The sequence below is a fragment of the Gemmatimonadota bacterium genome (assembly GCA_016704275.1).
GTDB lineage: Bacteria > Gemmatimonadota > Gemmatimonadetes > Gemmatimonadales > GWC2-71-9 > Palsa-1233.
The window spans coordinates 455300-473466 of the sequence record JADJAK010000002.1 but is presented as its reverse complement, the minus strand read 5'-3'; the positions used below and the strand labels follow the sequence as shown (position 1 = coordinate 473466).

The following is an 18167-nucleotide window of genomic DNA, read 5'->3' as shown; positions in this document are numbered from 1 at the left end:
CGCGTCCATTCCGTCATCCGGCGAGGCGATTAACTTTCCGCGATGACGAACTCCGGTACCATCACGCCCAGCGCCGCTGCCCTCGAGGTGGCGGCGCTGTGGCGTCCCGGCATGCGCATCTGCCTGACGACGCACGTGAATCCCGACGGCGACGGCCTCGGCAGCGAGGTGGCCATGGTCCACCTCCTCCGGGCCGTCGGCGTCGAAGCCATCATCACCAACCCGACGCCGACGCCAGAGCGCTTCGCTTTCCTCTTCGCCGATCTCCCCGGTGTGGACCGGAGCGACAAGGCGGTGAAGGAGCTGCGCCGCGCCGACGCTATCCTCGTCCTCGACATCGCCGACCTCTCGCGCCTCGGCATCCTCGCCGAGACGGTGCGCGAGCGCGGCGTGCCGGTGGGGTGCATCGATCACCATGTCAGCAAAGGCGACCTCCCCGCCGGGCCGCGCTACGTCGATTCGACCGCCGCGGCCACAGGCGAGCTGATCCACCGCCTCGCCTGCGAGCTCGGCTGGACCATCACCCCCGAGGCGGCGCGCGCCATGTACGTCGCGCTGGTCACCGACACCGGCGGCTTCCGCTTCTCGAACACCAAGCCCGCCACGTTGCGCGCAGCCGCTGCGCTGCTCGAATGCGGCGTCGACACCGAGCAGACGTACGTCGACATCTATGCCTCGGCACCGATCGGCCGCCCGCGGCTCCTCGCCGAGGTGCTGCAGACGCTGGTGGTCGAGGACGACTGCGGCCTGGCGTGGGTCACGGTGCCTCCCGGGGCGCTGGAGCGGCACGACGTCGATCCCGACGACCTCGACGGGATCGTGGAGCATGCGCGCTCGGTCAAGGGCGTTCGCTTGGCACTGCTCTTCCGCGAGATGTCGGGGGGGCGGGTGAAGGTCTCGCTCCGGAGCGTCGGGAAGGTCGACGTGGCCGCGCTGGCCCGTCAGTTCGGTGGTGGGGGCCATACCAAGGCCGCCGGGGTCGCCATCGCCGGGACCCTGAGCGAGGTCCAGGAAACGATCCTCGCGGCGTCACGCGCCTATCTTCTCGGCACGCCGGCCCCCGCGGCAGGGTTGTAGGGGCTAGGCGGCGTGGTACCTTTCGCAAAACCGAATAACGTAGTCGGAATTAGCAGTGGAGCAGCCGTGGACATCGTGGAGCGGATCGAGGAGGCCCTCGAGGGCATCCGGCCGTACATCGCCTCCCACAAGGGGTCGGTCGAAGTGATCGACTTCGATCCGGTGGAGGGGCACCTCCTGCTGCGCATGGGCGGCACCTGTCAGGGCTGTGCCGCGGCCACCATCACCCTCAAGCATGGCATCGAGACGCGCCTCAAGCAGTCGGTCCCCGAGGTCCGCACGGTCGAGGCAGTCTGAGCACATACAGGACGCAACAATGAGCACCACGCAGGCAGACGAAGTCCGCGCAGTCCTCGACCAGGTGCCGAACCCGCGCACCGGGAAGGGACTCGTCGCGTCCGGCATGATCCACGACCTCACCGTCGATGCGGCCAGCAAGGAAGCATCGTTCACCTTCATGCTGCGCCGCGACGACCCCGCCACGCTGGTGCGCCAGGCGCGCCAGGCGCTCGGCAACGCCGGCTATCCGCAGCCGAAGATCAAGGTGACCGATCCGGCCGGCCCCGCGCCCACCACGCACCAGCCGCCGCAGAGCGCGGCCGCCGGCGTGCCGGCGCCGACGCCGATGGAAGTGCCGGGGATTGCCAAGGTGATCGCGGTGTCGTCGGGGAAGGGCGGCGTCGGCAAGTCGACCGTCGCGGTGAACGTGGCGATCGCCCTCGCCGAGCGCGGCTTCAAGGTCGGCATCATGGACGCCGACTTCTACGGCCCGAACCTGCCGCGGATGATCGGCGTCTACGAGCGCCCGATGGTCGAGAACAGCCGCATCATTCCGCTCGATGCCTACGGCGTCAAGCTGATGTCGATTGGCTTCCTCGTCGATCGCGACGCTCCCGCCATCTGGCGCGGCCCGATCATCACCAAGATCATCCACCAGTTCCTGCACGACGTGTCCTGGGGCGAACTCGACTACCTGATCGTCGACATGCCGCCGGGCACCGGCGACGCGCAGCTCTCCCTGGTGCAGCAGGTGCTGGTGAGCGGCGCGGTGATCGTCACGACGCCACAGGAAGTGGCGGTCGGTGACGCGCTCCGTGGCGCCAAGATGTTCGAAAAGGTGAACGTGCCGATCCTGGGCGTGGTCGAGAACATGAGCGGCTTCCTCGATCCGGTCACCGGGATGCGCCACGACCTCTTCGGCAAGGGCGGCGGTGCGCGCCTCGCCGACGAGATCATGGCCCCGCTGCTCGGCGAAGTGCCGCTGCAGCCCGGCCTCGTCGAGGCCGCCGATGCCGGCCGCCCGATCATGGTCGAGGCGCCGACCTCAGCGGCCGCGGTCATGCTGCGCGAGATCGCCGACCGGATCCACGATCGGGCCGGCGAAGTCGGCGTCTCGCTGCCGACCCTCGACTAGCACACCGATGGCCGTTGCTTCAGCTGCGGCCGTCAGGCCGCGGCAATCGGCCGCGGCCTGACGGCCGCGGTTGGAGAGGCCGAGATGTTTGCGCTGCGTTGGTGTTAGGGCGTGGGCAACCAGGCGACGGTGACGCCCGCCGCCGAGGCGTTGACGGTCACCGTGAGCTTGTGCTTGGCCTGATCGAAGCCTGGCGTGGTCCAGGTGTCGCCGGTGCGGGTGAACCCCTCGGCGTCGAGCGACGAGAGAAAGCGCGACGCCACCAGCCGCACGCCGGTGCCGCGAGGAATCCGCAGGGTCAGCCCGCCCATCGCCAACGAAACTTCGGCCGTCAGGTCTCGGCGCCACGCGCCATCGAATGACAGCTCCGCCTTTCCGACACCACCATCGACGCGAATCTCGGCGCAGCCGGCGTTCGCGAGCCCGCTCACGTCCAGCTCCGCTGCGCCCAAGGCAAAGTCGGCGCGGGTGCACTCGCCCTTGGTCGGGGTCGCGAAGGTGACCGTGCTGCGACTCGCGCCGCCGCGTACCGTGAGCGAGAGGATCGTCATCCCGCCCAGGTCGAGTGTGGCATCGCTCGAACCGAGGTTGGCCTCGAGGATCGGCGGACTGGTCGGGGAGAAGTCGAAGTCGGCGCGCTGTGCCATCTGGGCGCGGGAGGTGACGCGCAAACCGGCGCTGCCATTGCCCGCGAGCCCGAGCCGCAGGATCCCGGTGCGCGGGTCGTAGCGATGGACCGGGGCATTCCGATCGGCGTCGTAGCGCAACTGCATCCGATAGAGGTCGGTGCCCTTGGCGGCGCCGAGGTGCACCACGCCGGCGCCGAATTCGACCATCGCATGCACGACGCGCTCGCCGCCGATCGGGCGCGAGGTCGCAACAGTGCGCATCGACTGCGCGGCGAGCGGCGAGGCCGTGGCGGCCGCACCGCAGAGCGCCAGGAAGGAGCGCGTGCTCATCACTTCACGTCCTTCGACGGGCGCTTGACGGCCGGAACGCCGAACTGCGGCGTGGCCCAGAGATATTCGTCGGTCATCAGTTCGGGGGGCAGGATCCGCCCGGCGAAGTGTTCGCGCACGCCACCACGCGAGAGCAGCGCGGCACCGAAGCCCACCGTGGCCACGCTCCACGTCAGCAGCACCGCGCCGCCGAAGACGAAAGCCCCGGCGACCGGCACCCAGCCGAAGCCGACCCATGCCAGCCAGATGGTGGCGAGGGAGGCGAGGCCGGTGATCACGTAGCGATAGGCGTTCGGCGAGACCATGATCCCCTGCGCCATGCGGCGACGGGTGATCGTCTCGCCCATGGCGTGCGCCACGGCGAGCAGGCCGCCGACCAGCGCGATGATCGCGATCAGCACGTAGACCACGGCCGCGAACGGCACCAGCACCGTGCCCGCGATGGTCAGCACCAGCCCGACGATCAACATCCCGAAGGTCGGCAGGATCAGCACCTGGCCGAGCAGGCCAACGAGGAAGGCCCGGCCGAAGGAGTGCACCACGGTGTCGGAGACGATCTCGAGATTGGGGCGGCCGAAGGTGACGACGCCGAGGCCGAGAATGATCAGCGTGAGGCCGACGCCGAGGAGGCCGGCACCCCGCCGGGCCACCTGAACCGGAATCGAGACGGCGGCTTCGGTTGGCGCGGCATCCGCTTCCATCTGGCTGCCGCTGATCAGGCCGCCGAGCTGGCGAACATGGCCACCGATCGAGAGGACATCGCCCGTGATGACGGCGCCGGGATGCAGGATCACATCGCCGTCGAGCGCGACGACATTGCCCTCGATGCGACCGTGGACGTCCGCGTTTCCTTTCAGCACCACCACATGCCCCGTGACACGCTCCGCCGAGCCGACGGAATAGTCACCGAGCCGGGCGCTGCCGCCGGTCACCGTGAGGCGCGTGTCGGCGAGCGGCGAACGAAGTGCCGCGCGGAGATCGCGCTCGAGCGTGGTGGCGTTGTCGAGGATCGCGGGGTTGACCGTCGGGCCCTGTGGCGCGGCGGCAGGCACAGCCTGCGGCGTGACCGTCGGATTCAGGAAAAAGAGCGCCGGGATGGCGTTGCGGGCGCGATACGAGAGCTCTTCGATGGCACCAGGGATCGAGGCCGCAGAGAGCGGACCGGCCTGAAGCAGCAGCGCGGCAGCGAAGAGGGTCGGGAGCCGGTTACCAGCCCGCATCGGTCGCGGGCTCGGCGAGGAGTCGGCTCAGGCCGGTCAGGCCGATGGCGTAGAGCCCGGCACCACCGACCACGTACGGCAACGCGCGCAGCGGCGTCGTCACCGCGTCGCGGACTGACCCGAACCAGGGCTGTTCGGCCGTGTTGGCCGCCAGCGCCTGCACCGACAGCCAGAGCGATTCGCCCACCCCGCCCATCGCGGCCCCGCTCCAGCCGGTCGCCGTGGCGGGGTGCGCCACGGCCCAGGCAAAGCCGGCCGCGATGGCACTGCCACCGACCAGCGAGAGACCGAGAATCCGCCGCTTGGCGGCGACCTCGCGGGGGGTCCGGGTCGGGGCGGTGACCACCTTGATCGACCCGTCGGCGATGGTCACCCGCGCCATCACCCGATCGGAGAAGCCCTCCGATGCGTCGATCGCCGGGAGGCCGCCGAGGAGGGCGACGACCCGGCGATCGAGGGCAACCATTTCATCGCAGAGGGGACATGTTGCAACGTGGGACAGCGCGCGCGGAGAGCTGAGACCCTCTACGAGGGCATCAAGTTCATCGGCGGAGAGGTGCTGCATCGCGGGCTGTGTCATCTGGCTCTTCTACGTCCGGGTCAGAGGGGGAGTTTCAGGCGTCGCGCGTGGCTGCGAGCAGGATCCTGAGCTCGTTGCGGGCACGATGGATGTAGGTCTTCACGGTGCCCAGCGGGAGGTCGAGCATCTCGGCGATTTCTTCGTACGGGCGCCCCTCGACATGCCGGAGCAGGATGCAGGCGCGGTATTCCGGCCGGAGCTGGGCGATGGCCACTTCGATCTGCTTTCCCAGCTCCCGGGCGGTCACTTCTTCCAGGGCGGATTCGGCGCCATCACTGATCTGCAGCGTGGTCGCCTCGACCGCGTCGGCACTCTCGGCGTGGGGCGAGCCGTCGAGCGACAAGGTGTCCAGGTTGCGACGGCGGAGGTGATCGATCGCGGTGTTGTTGGCGATCTTGAAGATCCAGCTCGAGAACTTGAACTCGGGGCGATAGCTCTCCACGGCGTTGAGGACCTTGACGAAGGTCTCCTGCGCCAGGTCCTCGGCGAGTTCGCGGTCGCGGACCATCCGATAGAGGAGCGAAAAGACCGGCCGCTGGTAGCGGCGGATCAGCTCCCGATAGGCAGCCTCGCGGCCCGCCACGGCGTGCCGCACCACCTCCTGATCGGTGAGGGCCTTCCAGTCTACGGTACCCTGCGGGCTCACGCGAGGGTCCGTGCGGCCGGGACGCCGATCCAGGGATGCGCCCGATCGGGGGCCCCGGTAGCTTTCGCCGCAATGCCAACTGCCAACGAGGCGCTACCGGTCACGGGCGGGGATGCCAAGCGCGAATATGTGCGCGGCGTCTTCACCGACATCGCTCCGCGCTACGACCTGCTGAATCACGTCCTCTCCCTCAACGCCGACACCCGTTGGCGCCGGACGGCGGTGGACCGCCTCGGCTGGGAGCGGGCCGCCGAGGGCACCTACCTGGACCTCTGCGCCGGCACCCAGGACCTGGCGGCCGAACTCGGCAACCGCCCCACCTTCCGGGGCAGGGTGATCGCGGCAGACTTCGTCCCGGCCATGCTGGTGCGCGGCAAGGGGAAGTCGGCGCGCGTCCGCCCGGCGGCGGCGGATGCGCTCCACCTGCCGTTCGAGGATGGCACCTTCGACGGGGCGACGGTCGGCTTCGGGGTGCGCAACCTGATGGATCTCGATGCGGGACTCCGGGAGGCGGCACGGGTGCTGAAGCCTGGCGCGCGCTTCGTGATCCTGGAATTTTCGACTCCGCGGAGGCAACCGCTCCGCAGCCTCTACCTCACCTACTTCCGTCACATCCTGCCGCGGGTGGGACGGCTCGTCTCGAAACATACGAACGCCTACGACTGGCTACCAGCGTCTGTCCTCGCGTTTCCCGAACCGGCCGCCCTGGCCGCCCGGATGACGGCGGCCGGCTTTGCCCAGGTGCAATGGGAAACGCATTGGGGCGGGATCGTGGCGGTGCATGTGGGGGTACGGGAGGAATCATGACACTCGACACCATTGCCGACTACATCGCCGCCATCGAGCGGATGGGTGAACTGGTCCGGATCACCCAGCCGGTCAGGACGCACCTGGAGATCGCGGAGATCGCCGATCGGACGATGAAGCTCCCCGATGGCGGCCCCGCGCTGCTCTTCGAGCGCCCCGTCCTCCCCAACGGCCGCGAGTCGACCATCCCGGTGGCGATCAATCTCTATGGGTCGCGGAAGCGGATGTGCCTCGCCCTGGGGGTCGACCGCCTCGACGCCATCGGCGATCGGATCGCCGAGATGGTGCAACTCAAGGTGCCTGAGGGGATCATGGGGAAGCTGTCGATGCTCCCCAAGCTCGCCGAGATGGCCAAGTACCCACCGAAGACGCGTTCGGGGAAGCCGGCCTGCCAGGAGATCGTCCTCCGCGGCGACGACATCGACCTCGAGGCGCTGCCGATCCTGCAGACCTGGCCCGGCGACGGTGGCTGCTACCTGACACTGCCGATGGTGATCACCCGCGACCCGAAGACGGGAGGTCGCAACGTCGGGATGTACCGGGTGCAGGTGCAGGGGAAGCGCGACCTCGCGATGCACTGGCAGCGCCACAAGAGCGGGGCGGCGCACTGGCGCGAGATGGCCGAGCGGGGCGAGACGATGCCCGTGGTGATCGCCTTGGGCGGTGACCCGGCGTCGGTCTATTCCGGCTCCGCGCCGCTGCCGCCGGCGATCGACGAGTTCCTCTTCGCGGGCTTCCTCCGCCGCGAACCGGTCGAACTCGCCAAGGCGCTCACCTGCGACCTCGAGGTGCCGGCCGAAGCGGAGATCGTGATCGAGGGGTACATCGATCCGAGCGAGGAACTGGTGATGGAGGGGCCGTTCGGCGATCACACCGGCTTCTACTCGCTGGCCGACCGCTATCCGCGGCTGCATGTGACCGCGGTGACGATGAAGAAGAAGCCGACCTACATCGCGACCCTCGTCGGGCGGCCGCCGATGGAGGATTACTGGCTCGGTCACGCGACGGAGCGGATCTTCCTCCCGTTGTTGCGGCTCACGGTGCCCGAGATCGTCGACTATCACATGCCGGCCGCGGGGATCTTCCACAACCTCGTCTTTGCCAGCATCGACAAGCAATATCCCGGGCAGGCCTACAAGGTGATGCACGCGATGTGGGGCACCGGATTGATGTCGTTGTCGAAGGTGCTGGTGATCGTCGACAAGGACGTGAACGTGCAGGACCAGGAGGAGACCTGGTGGGTGGCGCTCAACAACATCGACCCGAAGCGTGACGTGGAATTTGCGCGCGGGCCGGTGGATGTCCTCGACCACGCGTCGCAACACTTCTCGTTCGGCAGCAAGATGGGGATCGACGCCACGCGGAAGTGGCCCGAGGAGGGTTTCACGCGCGAATGGCCCGACAAGATCGTGATGGATGAGGGGACGAAGGCGAAGGTGGATGCGATGTGGGCAGGGCTGGGGATTGTTCGATGATCGATGATCGATCATCGATGATCGATCATCGCGAAGGCCAGACCTTCACCGGCGGCTCCGCGCTCGCTCGGTGGGCATCCTTCGTCAAGCTCCCGCACACCCTCTTCGCGCTGCCATTCGCGCTGCTCGGCGTGCTCGCAGCGAGCCGCGTGGCGCCGGTGACGTGGGGCACGGTGGCGTGGGTGGCACTCGCGTTCTCGTCGGCGCGCTTCGCGGCGATGGGGTTCAATCGGATCGTCGATCGGGCCTTCGATGCGAAGAATCCGCGCACCAAGGCGCGCGAGTTGCCGAGCGGGGCGATCGCGGTCGGCACGGCGAAGGTGGCGGTGGTGGTGGCCGCAGCGCTCTTCATGCTGGCGAGCTGGCAACTGAATCCGCTCTGCCTCTATCTCTCGCCGATCGCGCTTGCCTGGGTGCTCGGCTATTCGTACGCGAAGCGCTTCACCTCGTGGCCGCATCTCTGGCTCGGGTTGTCGCTGGCGATCGCCCCGGTCGGTGGCTGGATCGCGGTGACGGGCGCGTGGAGCACACCCTGGTGGCTGCTGCTGGTGATCACCGTCGGCGTGATGACGTGGGTGGCGGGCTTCGACGTCTTCTACGCGCTCCCCGATGAGGGCTTCGACCGCGATCAGGGGCTTCGGAGCGCCGTCGTGCGCCTGGGGCAGACGCGTGCGATCTTCTTCGGCAAACTGCTCCACGGCATCACGATCCCGGCGCTCGCCGTCTTCGGGTGGGGCGCCGGCTTCGGCCTCTGGTACTACGTCGGCGTCGCGGTGGCGGCGGCGATCCTGACCTACGAACACCAGTTGGTGAAGCCGGGCGACCTGTCACGACTCGACGCGGCGTTCTTCACGATGAATGGGGTGATGAGCGTGACGGTGTTTGCATTCGCGATGATCGATGTGCTGGTGAAGTAGGAGAAGCGAGGCGAGAGAGCGAGGAGGGGCCTCGGCCCCAGGACTCCCGCCTTCCGCCGTCCATCGCTCCTCGCTTCCATCATCGATCATCCCCCCACGGGGTCTTCCGATCATGCTGCCCGTCGTCCTCGCCATCACCGGCGCCTCCGGCGCCCCCTACGCCGTGCGGCTGCTCGACGTGCTCGCGCGGGCGCAGGTGCCGGTGGACCTGATCGTCTCCTCGCATGGCTGGCGGCTCTTGCAGACCGAGTCGGGAGTCGGCGACCTCGCCGCGCTGCAAACGGCCACCGGCGGCGACTGGTCGAGCATCACCGTGTACGACGATGGCGACCGTGGCGCGAAGCCGGCATCGGGGTCGTACCGGACACGCGGGATGGTGATCTGCCCCTGCTCCATGGGCACCGTGGCCGCGATTGCCGGTGGGACGTCGCGGTCGTTGGTGGAGCGCGCCGCCGACGTGATGCTCAAGGAGCGGCGGCCGCTGCTGCTGGTGCCGCGCGAGACGCCGTTCTCGCTGATCCACCTCCGCAACCTCACCGCGGTGACCGAAGCGGGGGCAACGGTGATGCCGGCGGCGCCCGGCTTCTACCACCAGCCGACCACCATCAGCGAGTTGGTCGACTTCATGGTGCAGCGGATGCTCGACCACCTGGGCGTCGACATCGCCCTCGCGCCGCGCTGGGGCGGCTGACATGCGTCTCGGCATCATCGCCGACACCCATGGCTTGCTCCGCCCCGAGATCTTCGAGGTCTTCGCCGGCGTCGATCATATTCTCCATGCCGGTGATGTCGGACCACTCGACATCATCACCGAGCTCGAGGCAATCGCGCCGGTCACTGCCGTCTTCGGCAATACCGACGGCTTCGACGTGCGCGCCCGGCTGCCGCGCGTGGCGCGCATCGAGCTCGACGGCTTCGACATCGTGGTGACGCACGGCGACCAGTTCGGGCGTGGCGTGCCGAGCGAGGAATTCCATGCGGCGTATCCGACGGCGGACATCCTGATCCACGGGCACACGCACATCCCCAAGCTCGAGCTCGTGGACGTGGTGGTGACGGTGATGAACCCGGGCGGGGCGGGGCCGCGCCGCTTCGACATTCCGGCGTCGGTGGGAATTCTCGAGCTCGAAGCGGGGATTCCGCCGAGGGGACGGTTGGTGCCGTTGACGGGGGCGGATGAGGAGTGAGAGGCGAGTCGTTGGTCGTTAGTCGTTAGTGTCGTAGGTCGTAAGTCGTAAGGGTTCGTCATCCCGAGCAAAGCGAGGGACCTGCGTGGCAGCCAGCACGCAGGTCCCTCACTTCGTTCGGGATGACAGTCGTCGCAGGACATACGACCTACGACTTACGACTCACGACTCACGAATCACACCCCATCCGGCTTCGGCGCCGCGCTCTTCGGATTCATCCCGCTCCCGATGACCTTTCCCTCGGCGTTCATGACCCAGCGGACCACCACCGGTTCATTGGAGAATTCGCTGAATTCCGCCTCGTACCAGTACTGCGGCATGCCGTTCCGGTAGGTGAGCTTCTCGACCAGCACCTTGGTCGGGAAACCGGCTCGCTCGGAGATCTGCTGCATCATTGCGGTGATCCCGGCCACGCCCTCCGCCTTCGCCAGCATCCCGGCGTCAAAGACGCCCGCGAGTGAGTCGGCCAGCCCGGCAAAGAACCAGCGCGTGTAGGTCTTGCCGAGCGCGGTGAGCTTCGTTTCCTGCTCGGGCGTCAGCTTGACGGGAGCCGGGGCGGCAACTGGGGCAGCCGGAGCGGTTGTCTGGGCGGCGACGGGGGCGGTGGCCAACATGAGCAGGGCGGGGGCGAGGAAGCGCATCGGGGTCAGTCCGGTTGAAGGTTCAGCCCGGACGAGGCGGGGAGGCACATGGTTTCAGTGTGGAACCGGCGGTCGCGAAGCGAGAAGCGAGGGACCCTGGTCACAGGTCACAGGTCACAGGTCACTGGTCACCGCCGCCGATCATCGATCACCATTCCTCCCCATTCACCAAGCGGCACCGTCCACCGCCAGGCATTCGGTCGGTTCCGGAACCAGGACATCACCAGCAGGCGCTGATGCAGTCGCTCCGGCGAGACCCGGCCGATCGGTTCCGGCGGTTTCGCCAGTTCCGTCGCCACTACCCCGGCAAAGGCCTCCCGCTCGATCGGGGAGACCGGGTCGGGGTAGCAGGCGCGCACTTCGCCCCTGACGATCACGAAGGCCCGGGCATCGCCACGGGCCCCGGGGTCGCGATAGACGAACGAGAGCGCCTCCAGCGAGGCGCGGCTGCGCGCCACGGCGGCCATCAGCCACTCCAGCGACTCGAACTTTCCACGCCAATACGCCGCCCGCTCGAAGTCGCCGTCGTCGGCGCGCTCCGTCATCGAGGCGACGACCCGATCGATCGGGGCGATGCTGCGCCCCTCGCAGAACGCCGCCGCCAGGTCCGCGCGCGTCCGATACGCCGGCTCCGCCACAAGTCCCGCGCAGGGCCCGAGACAGGTGCCAAAATCAAACCGCGGACAGGCCGCGCGAATCGGGTCGGAGAAGAGATCCTGCTGGTCGGCGTAGTGGACCGGCATGTCGGCTCGGCAGTCGCGAATGCCGAGGAGGTCCGCCAGGACTCGCGCCGCGTCGAGGGTGCGGGCGCGCGAGGGGAAGGGGCCGTAGGTCCGGCCCCGATAGCGCTCGGGGGCCGCCGTCGAGACCAGTCGTGGCGCCCGTTCGTCGGTGACCACCAGGAAGCCGGCGGCCTTGTTGCGGTTCATCGCCACGTTGAACGGCGGCCGGAACTTCCGGATCAACTCCAGCTCGGCCAGCGCCGCGGCGAACTCGCTCGGGGTCGGGTCGATCCGGATGTCGCTCGCCGCATGGAGGATCCGGGCCCCCTTGTCCTCGGGGTACGACGCCCGGAAATACGAGAGCAGCCTGGTGCGCAGCGCCTTCGCCTTGCCGACGTACAACACGCGACCATCGGCGCCGAGCATCCGGTAGGTGCCCGGACGGTCGTCGGCAAGCCGCTTGACCCGAAAGCGGAGCGCCTCGAGGTCGGTGGCGGGGAGGGGAAGCGCGAGGGAGCGCATCAGGGGCAGATAGGGGCGAGAAGCGAGAAGCGAGAAGCGAGGTCAGGGGACGGATCTCCCCGCCGGACCTCGCTTCTCGCTTCTCGCCTCTCGCTTCTCGATTACGTCTGACACCTCCAACACAACACCGTCCCCCGTGCATCGATGTCATGCGTCATCACCAACCGCGTGCCGCAGACCTTGCAGGGCTCGCCCTCGCGGCCGTAGACGTAGAGCTCGAGCTGGAAGTTGCCCGGGGCGCCGGTGGAGGAGACGTAGTCGCGGAAGGTGGTGCCTTCGCTGGCGATGGCGGCGTCGAGGATCCGGACGACGTGGCCGTGGAGGGCGAGCAGCTTCTCCGCCGGGACCTTGTTCGCGGGCTTTGAGGGATCAATCGCGGCCGCGAAGAGCGCCTCCGTGGCGTAGATGTTCCCCACGCCGACCACCACGCGCTGGTCCATCAGCACCTTCTTGATCGCGGCGCGTGACTTGGCCAATCGAGCGGCAAAGCGTTCTGCCGTGAACTCCGGGTCGAGCGGCTCGGGACCGAGGCGCGCCTCGTACGTGGCCCACGCCGTGGCATCGCACCAGCGCAGCGTCCCGATACGGCGCACGTCCCGATAGACCAGTAGCGCACCATCGTCGAGCGCGCACACCAGCACCGCGTAGCGATCCTCGTCCTCCGACATCGGGCGGTCGTACACCAGCAGCGAGCCCGTCATCCCCGGTTGCACCGCGAGCAACTTATTGTCGGTATGGAGGAGGGCGTGCTTGGCACGACGGGTCACGTCGGTGATCGTCCGCCCCGCGAGCCCGCGGAGCAGGACGCCCTTGGTCACGCCGTCGAGGACGTTGTCATGGCGGAGCGCGGCCGACACGATGCGGCGCCCCACCAGCCGGACGCGCAATTGACGAACAAGGGTTTCGACTTCTGGCAGTTCAGGCATCTGAATCGATGATCGATGATCGATGATCGATCATCGATTCGCCTCGCGCCAGCCGATGTCGCGTCGGTACTGCTTCCCTGCGAACTGGATCGCCTCGGCGGCGGCGCGGCTCTTTGCCTGAGCGTCGGCGAAGGTCGGTGCGACGGCGGTCACCGCGAGGACCCGGCCGCCGTTGGTGACGAGGGTACCATCGCTTTGGAGGGCCGTCCCTGCGTGGTAGACGGTTACGCCCTCGGGGAGGCTGGTCGGAATCGTGATCGCATCGCCCTTCCGGCTCGACTCCGGGTAGCCGGCACTCGCCAGCACCGTGGTGACGGCCGCGTCGCTGCGGAGATCAAGCGCGGGGAGTGGCTCACCCTTCGCGGCGGCGTCGAGCAACGCCGTGAGTCCCGAGCGGACCAGCGGGAGCACCACCTCTGTCTCGGGATCGCCGAGGCGGCAATTGAACTCCACCACATTGGGGGTGCCGTCGGGATGGAGCATGATGCCGGCGTAGAGCACGCCGCGGAACGGTGCGCCGCGCCGCTCGAGTTCGCGCAGCGTCGGCAGCAAGACCTCCTGCTCGATGCGCGCCATTGCCGCGGGGGTCGCGATCGCGACGGGAGTGTAAGCGCCCATGCCGCCGGTGTTCGGCCCGGAGTCGCCCTCGCCGATCCGCTTGTGGTCCTGTGCCGGCGGCAGGATGCGCACGTCGCGGCCATTGGTCACCGCCAGCACCGACAGCTCTTCGCCCTCGAGAAATGCCTCGACGACCACGACGTCGCCGGCAGCGCCGAGCTGATGCGCCCCCATCATCGCCTGCAACGCCTCGCGTGCCTCCGCGCGCGTGGCACAGACCACCGCGCCCTTCCCGGCGGCGAGCCCCGACGCCTTCACCACCAGCGGCTCGGCGTGCGCGTCGACGTACGCCAGCGCGGCGGCGAGCTCATTGAAGGTGGCGCTCGCGGCGGTCGGTACGCCGGCTGCGAACATCACGTCCTTGGAGAACGCCTTCGACGACTCGATCTGCGCGGCCGCGGCGACCGGGCCGAAGACGGTGCGCCCCTCGGCCCGGAGCCGATCGGCGAGGCCGAGGGCGAGGGGCACCTCGGGGCCGACGACCACGAGGTCGATGGCGTGTGCGTCGGTGGCATCGGCCAGGCGGTCGATGTCATCGGCGGCGATCGGGAGGTTGGTGGCGAAGGAGGCGGTGCCGGGGTTGCCCGGCGCGACGTAGATCTGGTTGGACGGATCGTCCTGCAGGAGCGCGAGGGCGAGCGCATGTTCGCGCCCGCCCCCGCCGACGACCAGCAGCCTCACGCGGAACCCTTCGCGCGCGCTTCCTGGAAGGCTTCCTTGGCGCGCTCGGTGGCGCGCTTGGCCGCGTTCTTCAGGTGCTCGCCCACTTCCTTGATCTCCTGCTTGTAGTGCTCCTTGGCGTCGTGCATGTCATCGCGCAACGGCCGCTCCGCCTGCTCGGTGCCGCGCCGGACGTACTCGCCGCGCAGAATGCGCTCGTAGTCGCCGCTCTGCACCCACTTCTGCACCTCGGCGGCGCGCACCACGTTCATCGGGTGCGTCAGCGACAGGGTGCTCAGGATCTTGTAGACCACGTCGAGGCCGTCGTTCGAGGACGCGTACTCGTTGGCCTGCACCATGAAGGGCTCGAGGTTGAGGTCGCCCGGGCGGATGTTCGTCGTGTTGCCGCCGCCGGCCATCTTCATGAAGAGGCGCATCGTCGCCTGCAGATCCTGCGAGCCGAGCAGTGAGGCGCGGTCGGCCGAGAGCTCCGACTTCCGTGACCACTCGAGGAAGGCAAACTTGACCGGCAACAGGATGAGCGACGCGAGCATCGGCAACGCGCCGAGGGAGATCATCACCATGATCGCCGCGATCGTGCGATAGAGCGAATGCCCGCTGATCACGTGGCCGAGCTCATGCGCCAGCAGCACGCGCTGCTCGTCGGTGTCGAGCAACTCGAGCGCCGACGAGTGGATCACGATGAACGGATCGTCGATGCCGTACGCGCCGGCGTTGAAGATCGGCGTCTGGGTGACGTAGAGCTCAGGAATCTTTTCCCACCCGAAGGTGGAACAGTTCTCGACGTGCAGCGCCCAGAGGAGCGGGAACTGGGTGGGCCCGACGCGGACCGCATTGCCCTGGAAGAGGAGGCGGATGCCGCGCTCCCCGCCGAGCATGCCGAGAATCTTGCGAATCACCTCGTCGACGCCGGGCACGGCGCGGAGGGTCTGCAGCGCGGCGCGATCGGCCGGATGCTCCCACGCGACCGCCGAGATGTCGGGGAGGGCAATGCGGGGACGGGCAGCCGGAAGCGAGGTCATCAGAGGCTCGTGCGTTGAGGTTCCGCCCCCCTACGCAGCGGGGGACGGCCCTGTTTCATCGTGCATCGTCAGACGGAGAGCGCCTTGTCCAGGTCCGCCTGCAGGTCGCCAAGGTCCTCGATCCCGACCGAGAGCCGCACCAGCGAGTCGGTCAGCCCCATCTCGTCCCGCAGCGCCTTGGGGACCGAGGCGTGGGTCATCGTCGCCGGGTGACCGATCAATGACTCGACGCCGCCGAGCGACTCCGCCAAGGCGAAGAGATGCGTCGACTCGACCACGCGGCGCGCCCGTTCGAGCGAGCCGAGTTCAATGGAGATCATCCCGCCGAAGCCGCTCATCTGCGCCTTCGCCAGCGCGTGCTGGGGATGGTCGGGCAGTCCGGGGTAATACACGTGCTGCACATCCGATCGCCCGGCGAGCCAGGTCGCCAGTTTCCCGGCGCTGTCGCAGTGGGCGCGCATGCGGAGCGGCAGTGTCTTGATGCCGCGCAGCGCCAACCAGCAATCGAACGGACCAGGGATGCCGCCGGCGGCATTCTGCAGGAAGCCGATTCGCTCACCCAGGTCCTCGCGCGCCGTCACCAGGGCGCCGCCGACCATGTCGGAGTGGCCGTTGAGATACTTGGTGGTGGAGTGGAGGACGATGTCGGCGCCGAGCGCGAGCGGGCGTTGCAGGATCGGCGTCGCAAAGGTGTTGTCGACCACGAGCAGCAGGCCGTGGGCCTGCGCCAGGTCGCCCACCGCGCGCAGGTCGGTGAGGAACATCATCGGGTTGGTCGGCGTCTCGCAGTACAGCATCCGCGTCGTCGGACGGAGCGCGGCCTCGATGTTCGCGACCTCACGCATGTCGACGAAGGTGAAGGCGACGCCGAAGTTCTCGTAGACCCGCTGCATCAGCCGGTGACTGCCACCGTAGACGTTGCTTCCGACCACCACGTGGTCGCCCGACTTCAGCAGCTTGAGGACGGTGTCGAGTGCCGCGAGTCCCGAGCCGAAGGCGAAGCCGTGGAGGCCGCCTTCGAGCGCCGCGAGGTTCCGCTCCAGCGCCTCGCGGGTCGGGTTGGCGGTCCGGGCGTACTCGTAGCCGTTGTGCGGCACGCCGAGGGCGTCCTGCACATACGTCGAGGTCTGGAAGATCGGCGGCATCACGGCGCCGGCCACCGGGTCGGGAAGCTGGCCGGCGTGCACGGCGAGTGTCGCGAGCTGCTGTGTGGTGTGCGCTTCGGGCAAACGGGTCATCAGCCGACCGGGCGAGGGAAGGCCGAAGCTTATGTCCCGCAGCAACTTGGGGCAAGGCGCGATTGTGGAACACGGACCGGACCCGGTACCTTGCGGCAGCTCGTATTGCGCACGATTTCCCAGCCCCGAGGTCGGTCTGCCGATGTCCGAAACCCTGATGATCTCCGTCTCCGGCATGCGCGGGCATGTCGGCACCGATTTGACTCCCGAACTGGTGGCCCGTCACGCCGCCGCGCTCGGTGCCTGGGTGCGCAGCCGGGGCGGCTCGAGTGTCGTGATCGGCCGCGATGCGCGCACGTCGGGGCCGATGTTCACCCTCGCGGCGACGGCCGGCTTCCAATCGGTCGGTGTCGACGTGATCGACGTCGGCATGGTGCCGACGCCGACGGTGCAGATGGCGGTCGAGCATCATCATGCCGGCGCCGGACTGATCCTGACGGCGAGCCACAATCCGATCGAGTGGAACGCGCTGAAGTTCGTCGGCCCGGACGGCATCTTCCTCGACGCCGAGTCCGGTGGGATGGTGCGCCGACTGGCCGACGAGGGACCGCCGCGGAGCGGCTGGGATACCATCGGCACCCGCCGAGATGACCCGGACGCCGTCGCGCGGCACCTCGATGCCATCCTGGCACTTCCCGAGATCGACGTCGAGGCGATCCGCGCCGCCAAGTTCCACGTCGCGCTCGACTGCGTGCGCGGCGCGGGCGCGCCCTCGATGCTGGCGCTGTTCGACCGCCTCGGCGTCCGGGTGACCGGGATCAACCTCGAGACCGACGGGCGCTTCCCCCGCGAGCCCGAACCGATCCCCGAAAACCTCGGCGCACTGGGCGAGCTGGTCCGGGCCTCCGGCGCCGACCTCGGCATGGCGGTCGACCCGGATGTCGATCGGCTGGCTCTGGTGGACGAGTCGGGGACCCCCATTGGCGAGGACTACACCCTGGCCGTGGCGACCCGGGCGGTGCTTGCCCGGCAGCCAGCCGGCAGCGGCCCCCAGACCGTGGTCGTCAACCTCTCGACCTCGCTGGTGGTGGAGGATGCGGCCCGCTCGGGCGGGGCGCGGTTCGTCCGGGCACCGGTCGGGGAGGCCAACGTGGCGCGGGCGATCGTGGCGGAAGGCGCCGTCATTGGCGGGGAGGGGAACGGCGGCGTGATCCTGCCGGCCCTCCACGTGGGGCGGGACGCCCCGCTGGGGGCGGCCCTCATCTTGCAATACCTGGCCGCGACCGGGGAACAGCTCGGGGCCGTGGTGCGTTCCGCCCCCAGGTACGTCATCGTCAAGGCGAAGGCGCCGCGGGGTGGGGATCTGGCGGCCCAGTATGCCGCGCTCCGGGCCCAGTGGCCCGATGCCGAGGCCGATGACCGCGACGGCCTGCGCCTGGCCTGGTCTGATCGCTGGCTCCACGTCCGTCCCTCGGGAACGGAACCGATTGTTCGTCTGATTGCCGAGGCGCCGACGGCGGCCGAGGCAGAAGCCCTGATTGCCCAGGCCCGCGCCGCGCGCTGAGGCCCCCAAGG

At 68.7% G+C, this 18167-nt stretch carries 19 protein-coding genes; 9 read left to right on the top strand and 10 right to left on the bottom strand.

The window, feature by feature from the left end; translation table 11 throughout:
* The first annotated feature begins 42 nt into the window (after positions 1-42).
* The 3 genes from IPG05_05990 to IPG05_05980 all read left to right on the top strand — a co-directional run bounded on the left by IPG05_05990 (position 43) and on the right by IPG05_05980 (position 2491).
* Positions 43-1077, top strand: coding sequence for a bifunctional oligoribonuclease/PAP phosphatase NrnA (locus IPG05_05990; protein ID MBK6494635.1), 1035 nt, complete (start codon positions 43-45; stop codon positions 1075-1077).
* Between the two features lie 66 nt (positions 1078-1143).
* A complete protein-coding gene (locus IPG05_05985) occupies positions 1144-1374 on the top strand; it encodes a NifU family protein (protein MBK6494634.1) in 231 nt (76 codons plus the stop codon).
* Positions 1375-1393: 19 nt separating this feature from the next.
* Positions 1394-2491 (top strand): Mrp/NBP35 family ATP-binding protein, encoded by a 1098-nt coding sequence (locus tag IPG05_05980; GenBank protein MBK6494633.1) that lies wholly within the window; start codon positions 1394-1396, stop codon positions 2489-2491.
* 104 nt (positions 2492-2595) lie between these two features.
* Here IPG05_05980 and IPG05_05975 read toward each other — a convergent pair whose 3' ends face one another.
* The 4 genes from IPG05_05975 to IPG05_05960 form a co-directional block, all read right to left on the bottom strand.
* Positions 2596-3450, bottom strand: coding sequence for a hypothetical protein (locus IPG05_05975; GenBank protein ID MBK6494632.1), 855 nt, complete (start codon positions 3448-3450; stop codon positions 2596-2598).
* On the bottom strand, positions 3450-4670 hold the full coding sequence (locus tag IPG05_05970) for a polymer-forming cytoskeletal protein (GenBank protein ID MBK6494631.1): 1221 nt from the start codon (positions 4668-4670) through the stop codon (positions 3450-3452). The genes IPG05_05975 and IPG05_05970 overlap by 1 nt, the downstream gene beginning before the upstream one ends.
* Entirely contained in the window at positions 4657-5136 is a 480-nt protein-coding gene (locus IPG05_05965; GenBank protein ID MBK6494630.1) for a hypothetical protein, read from the bottom strand. The genes IPG05_05970 and IPG05_05965 overlap by 14 nt, the downstream gene beginning before the upstream one ends.
* Before the next feature lie 148 nt (positions 5137-5284).
* A complete protein-coding gene (locus IPG05_05960) occupies positions 5285-5896 on the bottom strand; it encodes a sigma-70 family RNA polymerase sigma factor (GenBank protein MBK6494629.1) in 612 nt (203 codons plus the stop codon).
* 72 nt (positions 5897-5968) lie between these two features.
* Between IPG05_05960 and IPG05_05955 the strand changes: the two genes are divergently transcribed.
* The 5 genes from IPG05_05955 (at position 5969) to IPG05_05935 (ending at position 10282) form a co-directional block, all read left to right on the top strand.
* Positions 5969-6703 (top strand): ubiquinone/menaquinone biosynthesis methyltransferase, encoded by a 735-nt coding sequence (locus tag IPG05_05955; GenBank protein ID MBK6494628.1) that lies wholly within the window; start codon positions 5969-5971, stop codon positions 6701-6703.
* A complete protein-coding gene (locus IPG05_05950) occupies positions 6700-8178 on the top strand; it encodes a menaquinone biosynthesis decarboxylase (protein ID MBK6494627.1) in 1479 nt (492 codons plus the stop codon). Before IPG05_05955 ends, IPG05_05950 begins: the two co-directional genes overlap by 4 nt.
* A 17-nt stretch (positions 8179-8195) precedes the next feature.
* Positions 8196-9095, top strand: a complete 900-nt coding sequence (locus tag IPG05_05945; GenBank protein ID MBK6494626.1) for a UbiA family prenyltransferase — start codon at positions 8196-8198, stop codon at positions 9093-9095.
* A 112-nt stretch (positions 9096-9207) separates the two neighbouring features.
* Complete coding sequence (locus IPG05_05940) at positions 9208-9786, top strand: UbiX family flavin prenyltransferase (GenBank protein MBK6494625.1); 579 nt, start codon at positions 9208-9210, stop codon at positions 9784-9786.
* Position 9787: 1 nt separating this feature from the next.
* Positions 9788-10282 carry a metallophosphoesterase family protein gene (locus tag IPG05_05935; GenBank protein MBK6494624.1) on the top strand — a complete coding sequence of 165 codons (495 nt, stop codon included), beginning with the start codon at positions 9788-9790 and terminating at the stop codon, positions 10280-10282.
* A 176-nt stretch (positions 10283-10458) separates the two neighbouring features.
* Here IPG05_05935 and IPG05_05930 read toward each other — a convergent pair whose 3' ends face one another.
* From IPG05_05930 to IPG05_05905, 6 genes are all read right to left on the bottom strand, one after another.
* Positions 10459-10923 (bottom strand): hypothetical protein, encoded by a 465-nt coding sequence (locus IPG05_05930; GenBank protein MBK6494623.1) that lies wholly within the window; start codon positions 10921-10923, stop codon positions 10459-10461.
* A 128-nt stretch (positions 10924-11051) separates the two neighbouring features.
* Entirely contained in the window at positions 11052-12167 is a 1116-nt protein-coding gene (locus IPG05_05925; GenBank protein ID MBK6494622.1) for a nuclease, read from the bottom strand.
* Between the two features lie 101 nt (positions 12168-12268).
* A complete protein-coding gene (mutM, locus tag IPG05_05920; GenBank protein MBK6494621.1) occupies positions 12269-13093 on the bottom strand; it encodes a bifunctional DNA-formamidopyrimidine glycosylase/DNA-(apurinic or apyrimidinic site) lyase in 825 nt (274 codons plus the stop codon).
* A 30-nt stretch (positions 13094-13123) separates the two neighbouring features.
* On the bottom strand, positions 13124-14392 hold the full coding sequence (purD, locus tag IPG05_05915) for a phosphoribosylamine--glycine ligase (protein MBK6494620.1): 1269 nt from the start codon (positions 14390-14392) through the stop codon (positions 13124-13126).
* Positions 14389-15414: a M48 family metallopeptidase gene (locus tag IPG05_05910; protein MBK6494619.1), complete on the bottom strand. Its 1026-nt coding sequence runs from the start codon at positions 15412-15414 to the stop codon at positions 14389-14391. Before IPG05_05910 ends, purD begins: the two co-directional genes overlap by 4 nt.
* A gap of 68 nt (positions 15415-15482) precedes the next feature.
* The gene (locus IPG05_05905) at positions 15483-16652 is read right to left on the bottom strand and encodes a cystathionine gamma-synthase (protein MBK6494618.1); all 1170 of its coding nucleotides are present in this window, start codon (positions 16650-16652) and stop codon (positions 15483-15485) included.
* Positions 16653-16794: 142 nt separating this feature from the next.
* On the opposite strand from IPG05_05905, the gene glmM reads away from it, so the two are divergent.
* Positions 16795-18156, top strand: coding sequence for a phosphoglucosamine mutase (gene glmM, locus IPG05_05900; GenBank protein MBK6494617.1), 1362 nt, complete (start codon positions 16795-16797; stop codon positions 18154-18156).
* Positions 18157-18167 lie beyond the last annotated feature (11 nt).

Bases quoted from the DNA above. Each gene is read 5' to 3' on its own strand.
- IPG05_05935 (MBK6494624.1), top strand. From the start codon at position 9,788: ATGCGTCTCGGCATCATCGCCGACACCCATGGCTTGCTCCGCCCCGAG.
- mutM (MBK6494621.1), bottom strand. From the start codon at position 13,093: ATGCCTGAACTGCCAGAAGTCGAAACCCTTGTTCGTCAATTGCGCGTC.
- IPG05_05980 (MBK6494633.1), top strand. From the start codon at position 1,394: ATGAGCACCACGCAGGCAGACGAAGTCCGCGCAGTCCTCGACCAGGTG.
- IPG05_05905 (MBK6494618.1), bottom strand. From the start codon at position 16,652: ATGACCCGTTTGCCCGAAGCGCACACCACACAGCAGCTCGCGACACTC.
- glmM (MBK6494617.1), top strand. From the start codon at position 16,795: ATGTCCGAAACCCTGATGATCTCCGTCTCCGGCATGCGCGGGCATGTC.
- IPG05_05925 (MBK6494622.1), bottom strand. From the start codon at position 12,167: ATGCGCTCCCTCGCGCTTCCCCTCCCCGCCACCGACCTCGAGGCGCTC.
- IPG05_05955 (MBK6494628.1), top strand. From the start codon at position 5,969: ATGCCAACTGCCAACGAGGCGCTACCGGTCACGGGCGGGGATGCCAAG.
- IPG05_05950 (MBK6494627.1), top strand. From the start codon at position 6,700: ATGACACTCGACACCATTGCCGACTACATCGCCGCCATCGAGCGGATG.
- IPG05_05930 (MBK6494623.1), bottom strand. From the start codon at position 10,923: ATGCGCTTCCTCGCCCCCGCCCTGCTCATGTTGGCCACCGCCCCCGTC.
- IPG05_05990 (MBK6494635.1), top strand. From the start codon at position 43: ATGACGAACTCCGGTACCATCACGCCCAGCGCCGCTGCCCTCGAGGTG.
- IPG05_05940 (MBK6494625.1), top strand. From the start codon at position 9,208: ATGCTGCCCGTCGTCCTCGCCATCACCGGCGCCTCCGGCGCCCCCTAC.
- IPG05_05965 (MBK6494630.1), bottom strand. From the start codon at position 5,136: ATGGTTGCCCTCGATCGCCGGGTCGTCGCCCTCCTCGGCGGCCTCCCG.
- IPG05_05945 (MBK6494626.1), top strand. From the start codon at position 8,196: ATGATCGATCATCGCGAAGGCCAGACCTTCACCGGCGGCTCCGCGCTC.
- IPG05_05970 (MBK6494631.1), bottom strand. From the start codon at position 4,670: ATGCGGGCTGGTAACCGGCTCCCGACCCTCTTCGCTGCCGCGCTGCTG.
- IPG05_05975 (MBK6494632.1), bottom strand. From the start codon at position 3,450: ATGAGCACGCGCTCCTTCCTGGCGCTCTGCGGTGCGGCCGCCACGGCC.
- IPG05_05910 (MBK6494619.1), bottom strand. From the start codon at position 15,414: ATGACCTCGCTTCCGGCTGCCCGTCCCCGCATTGCCCTCCCCGACATC.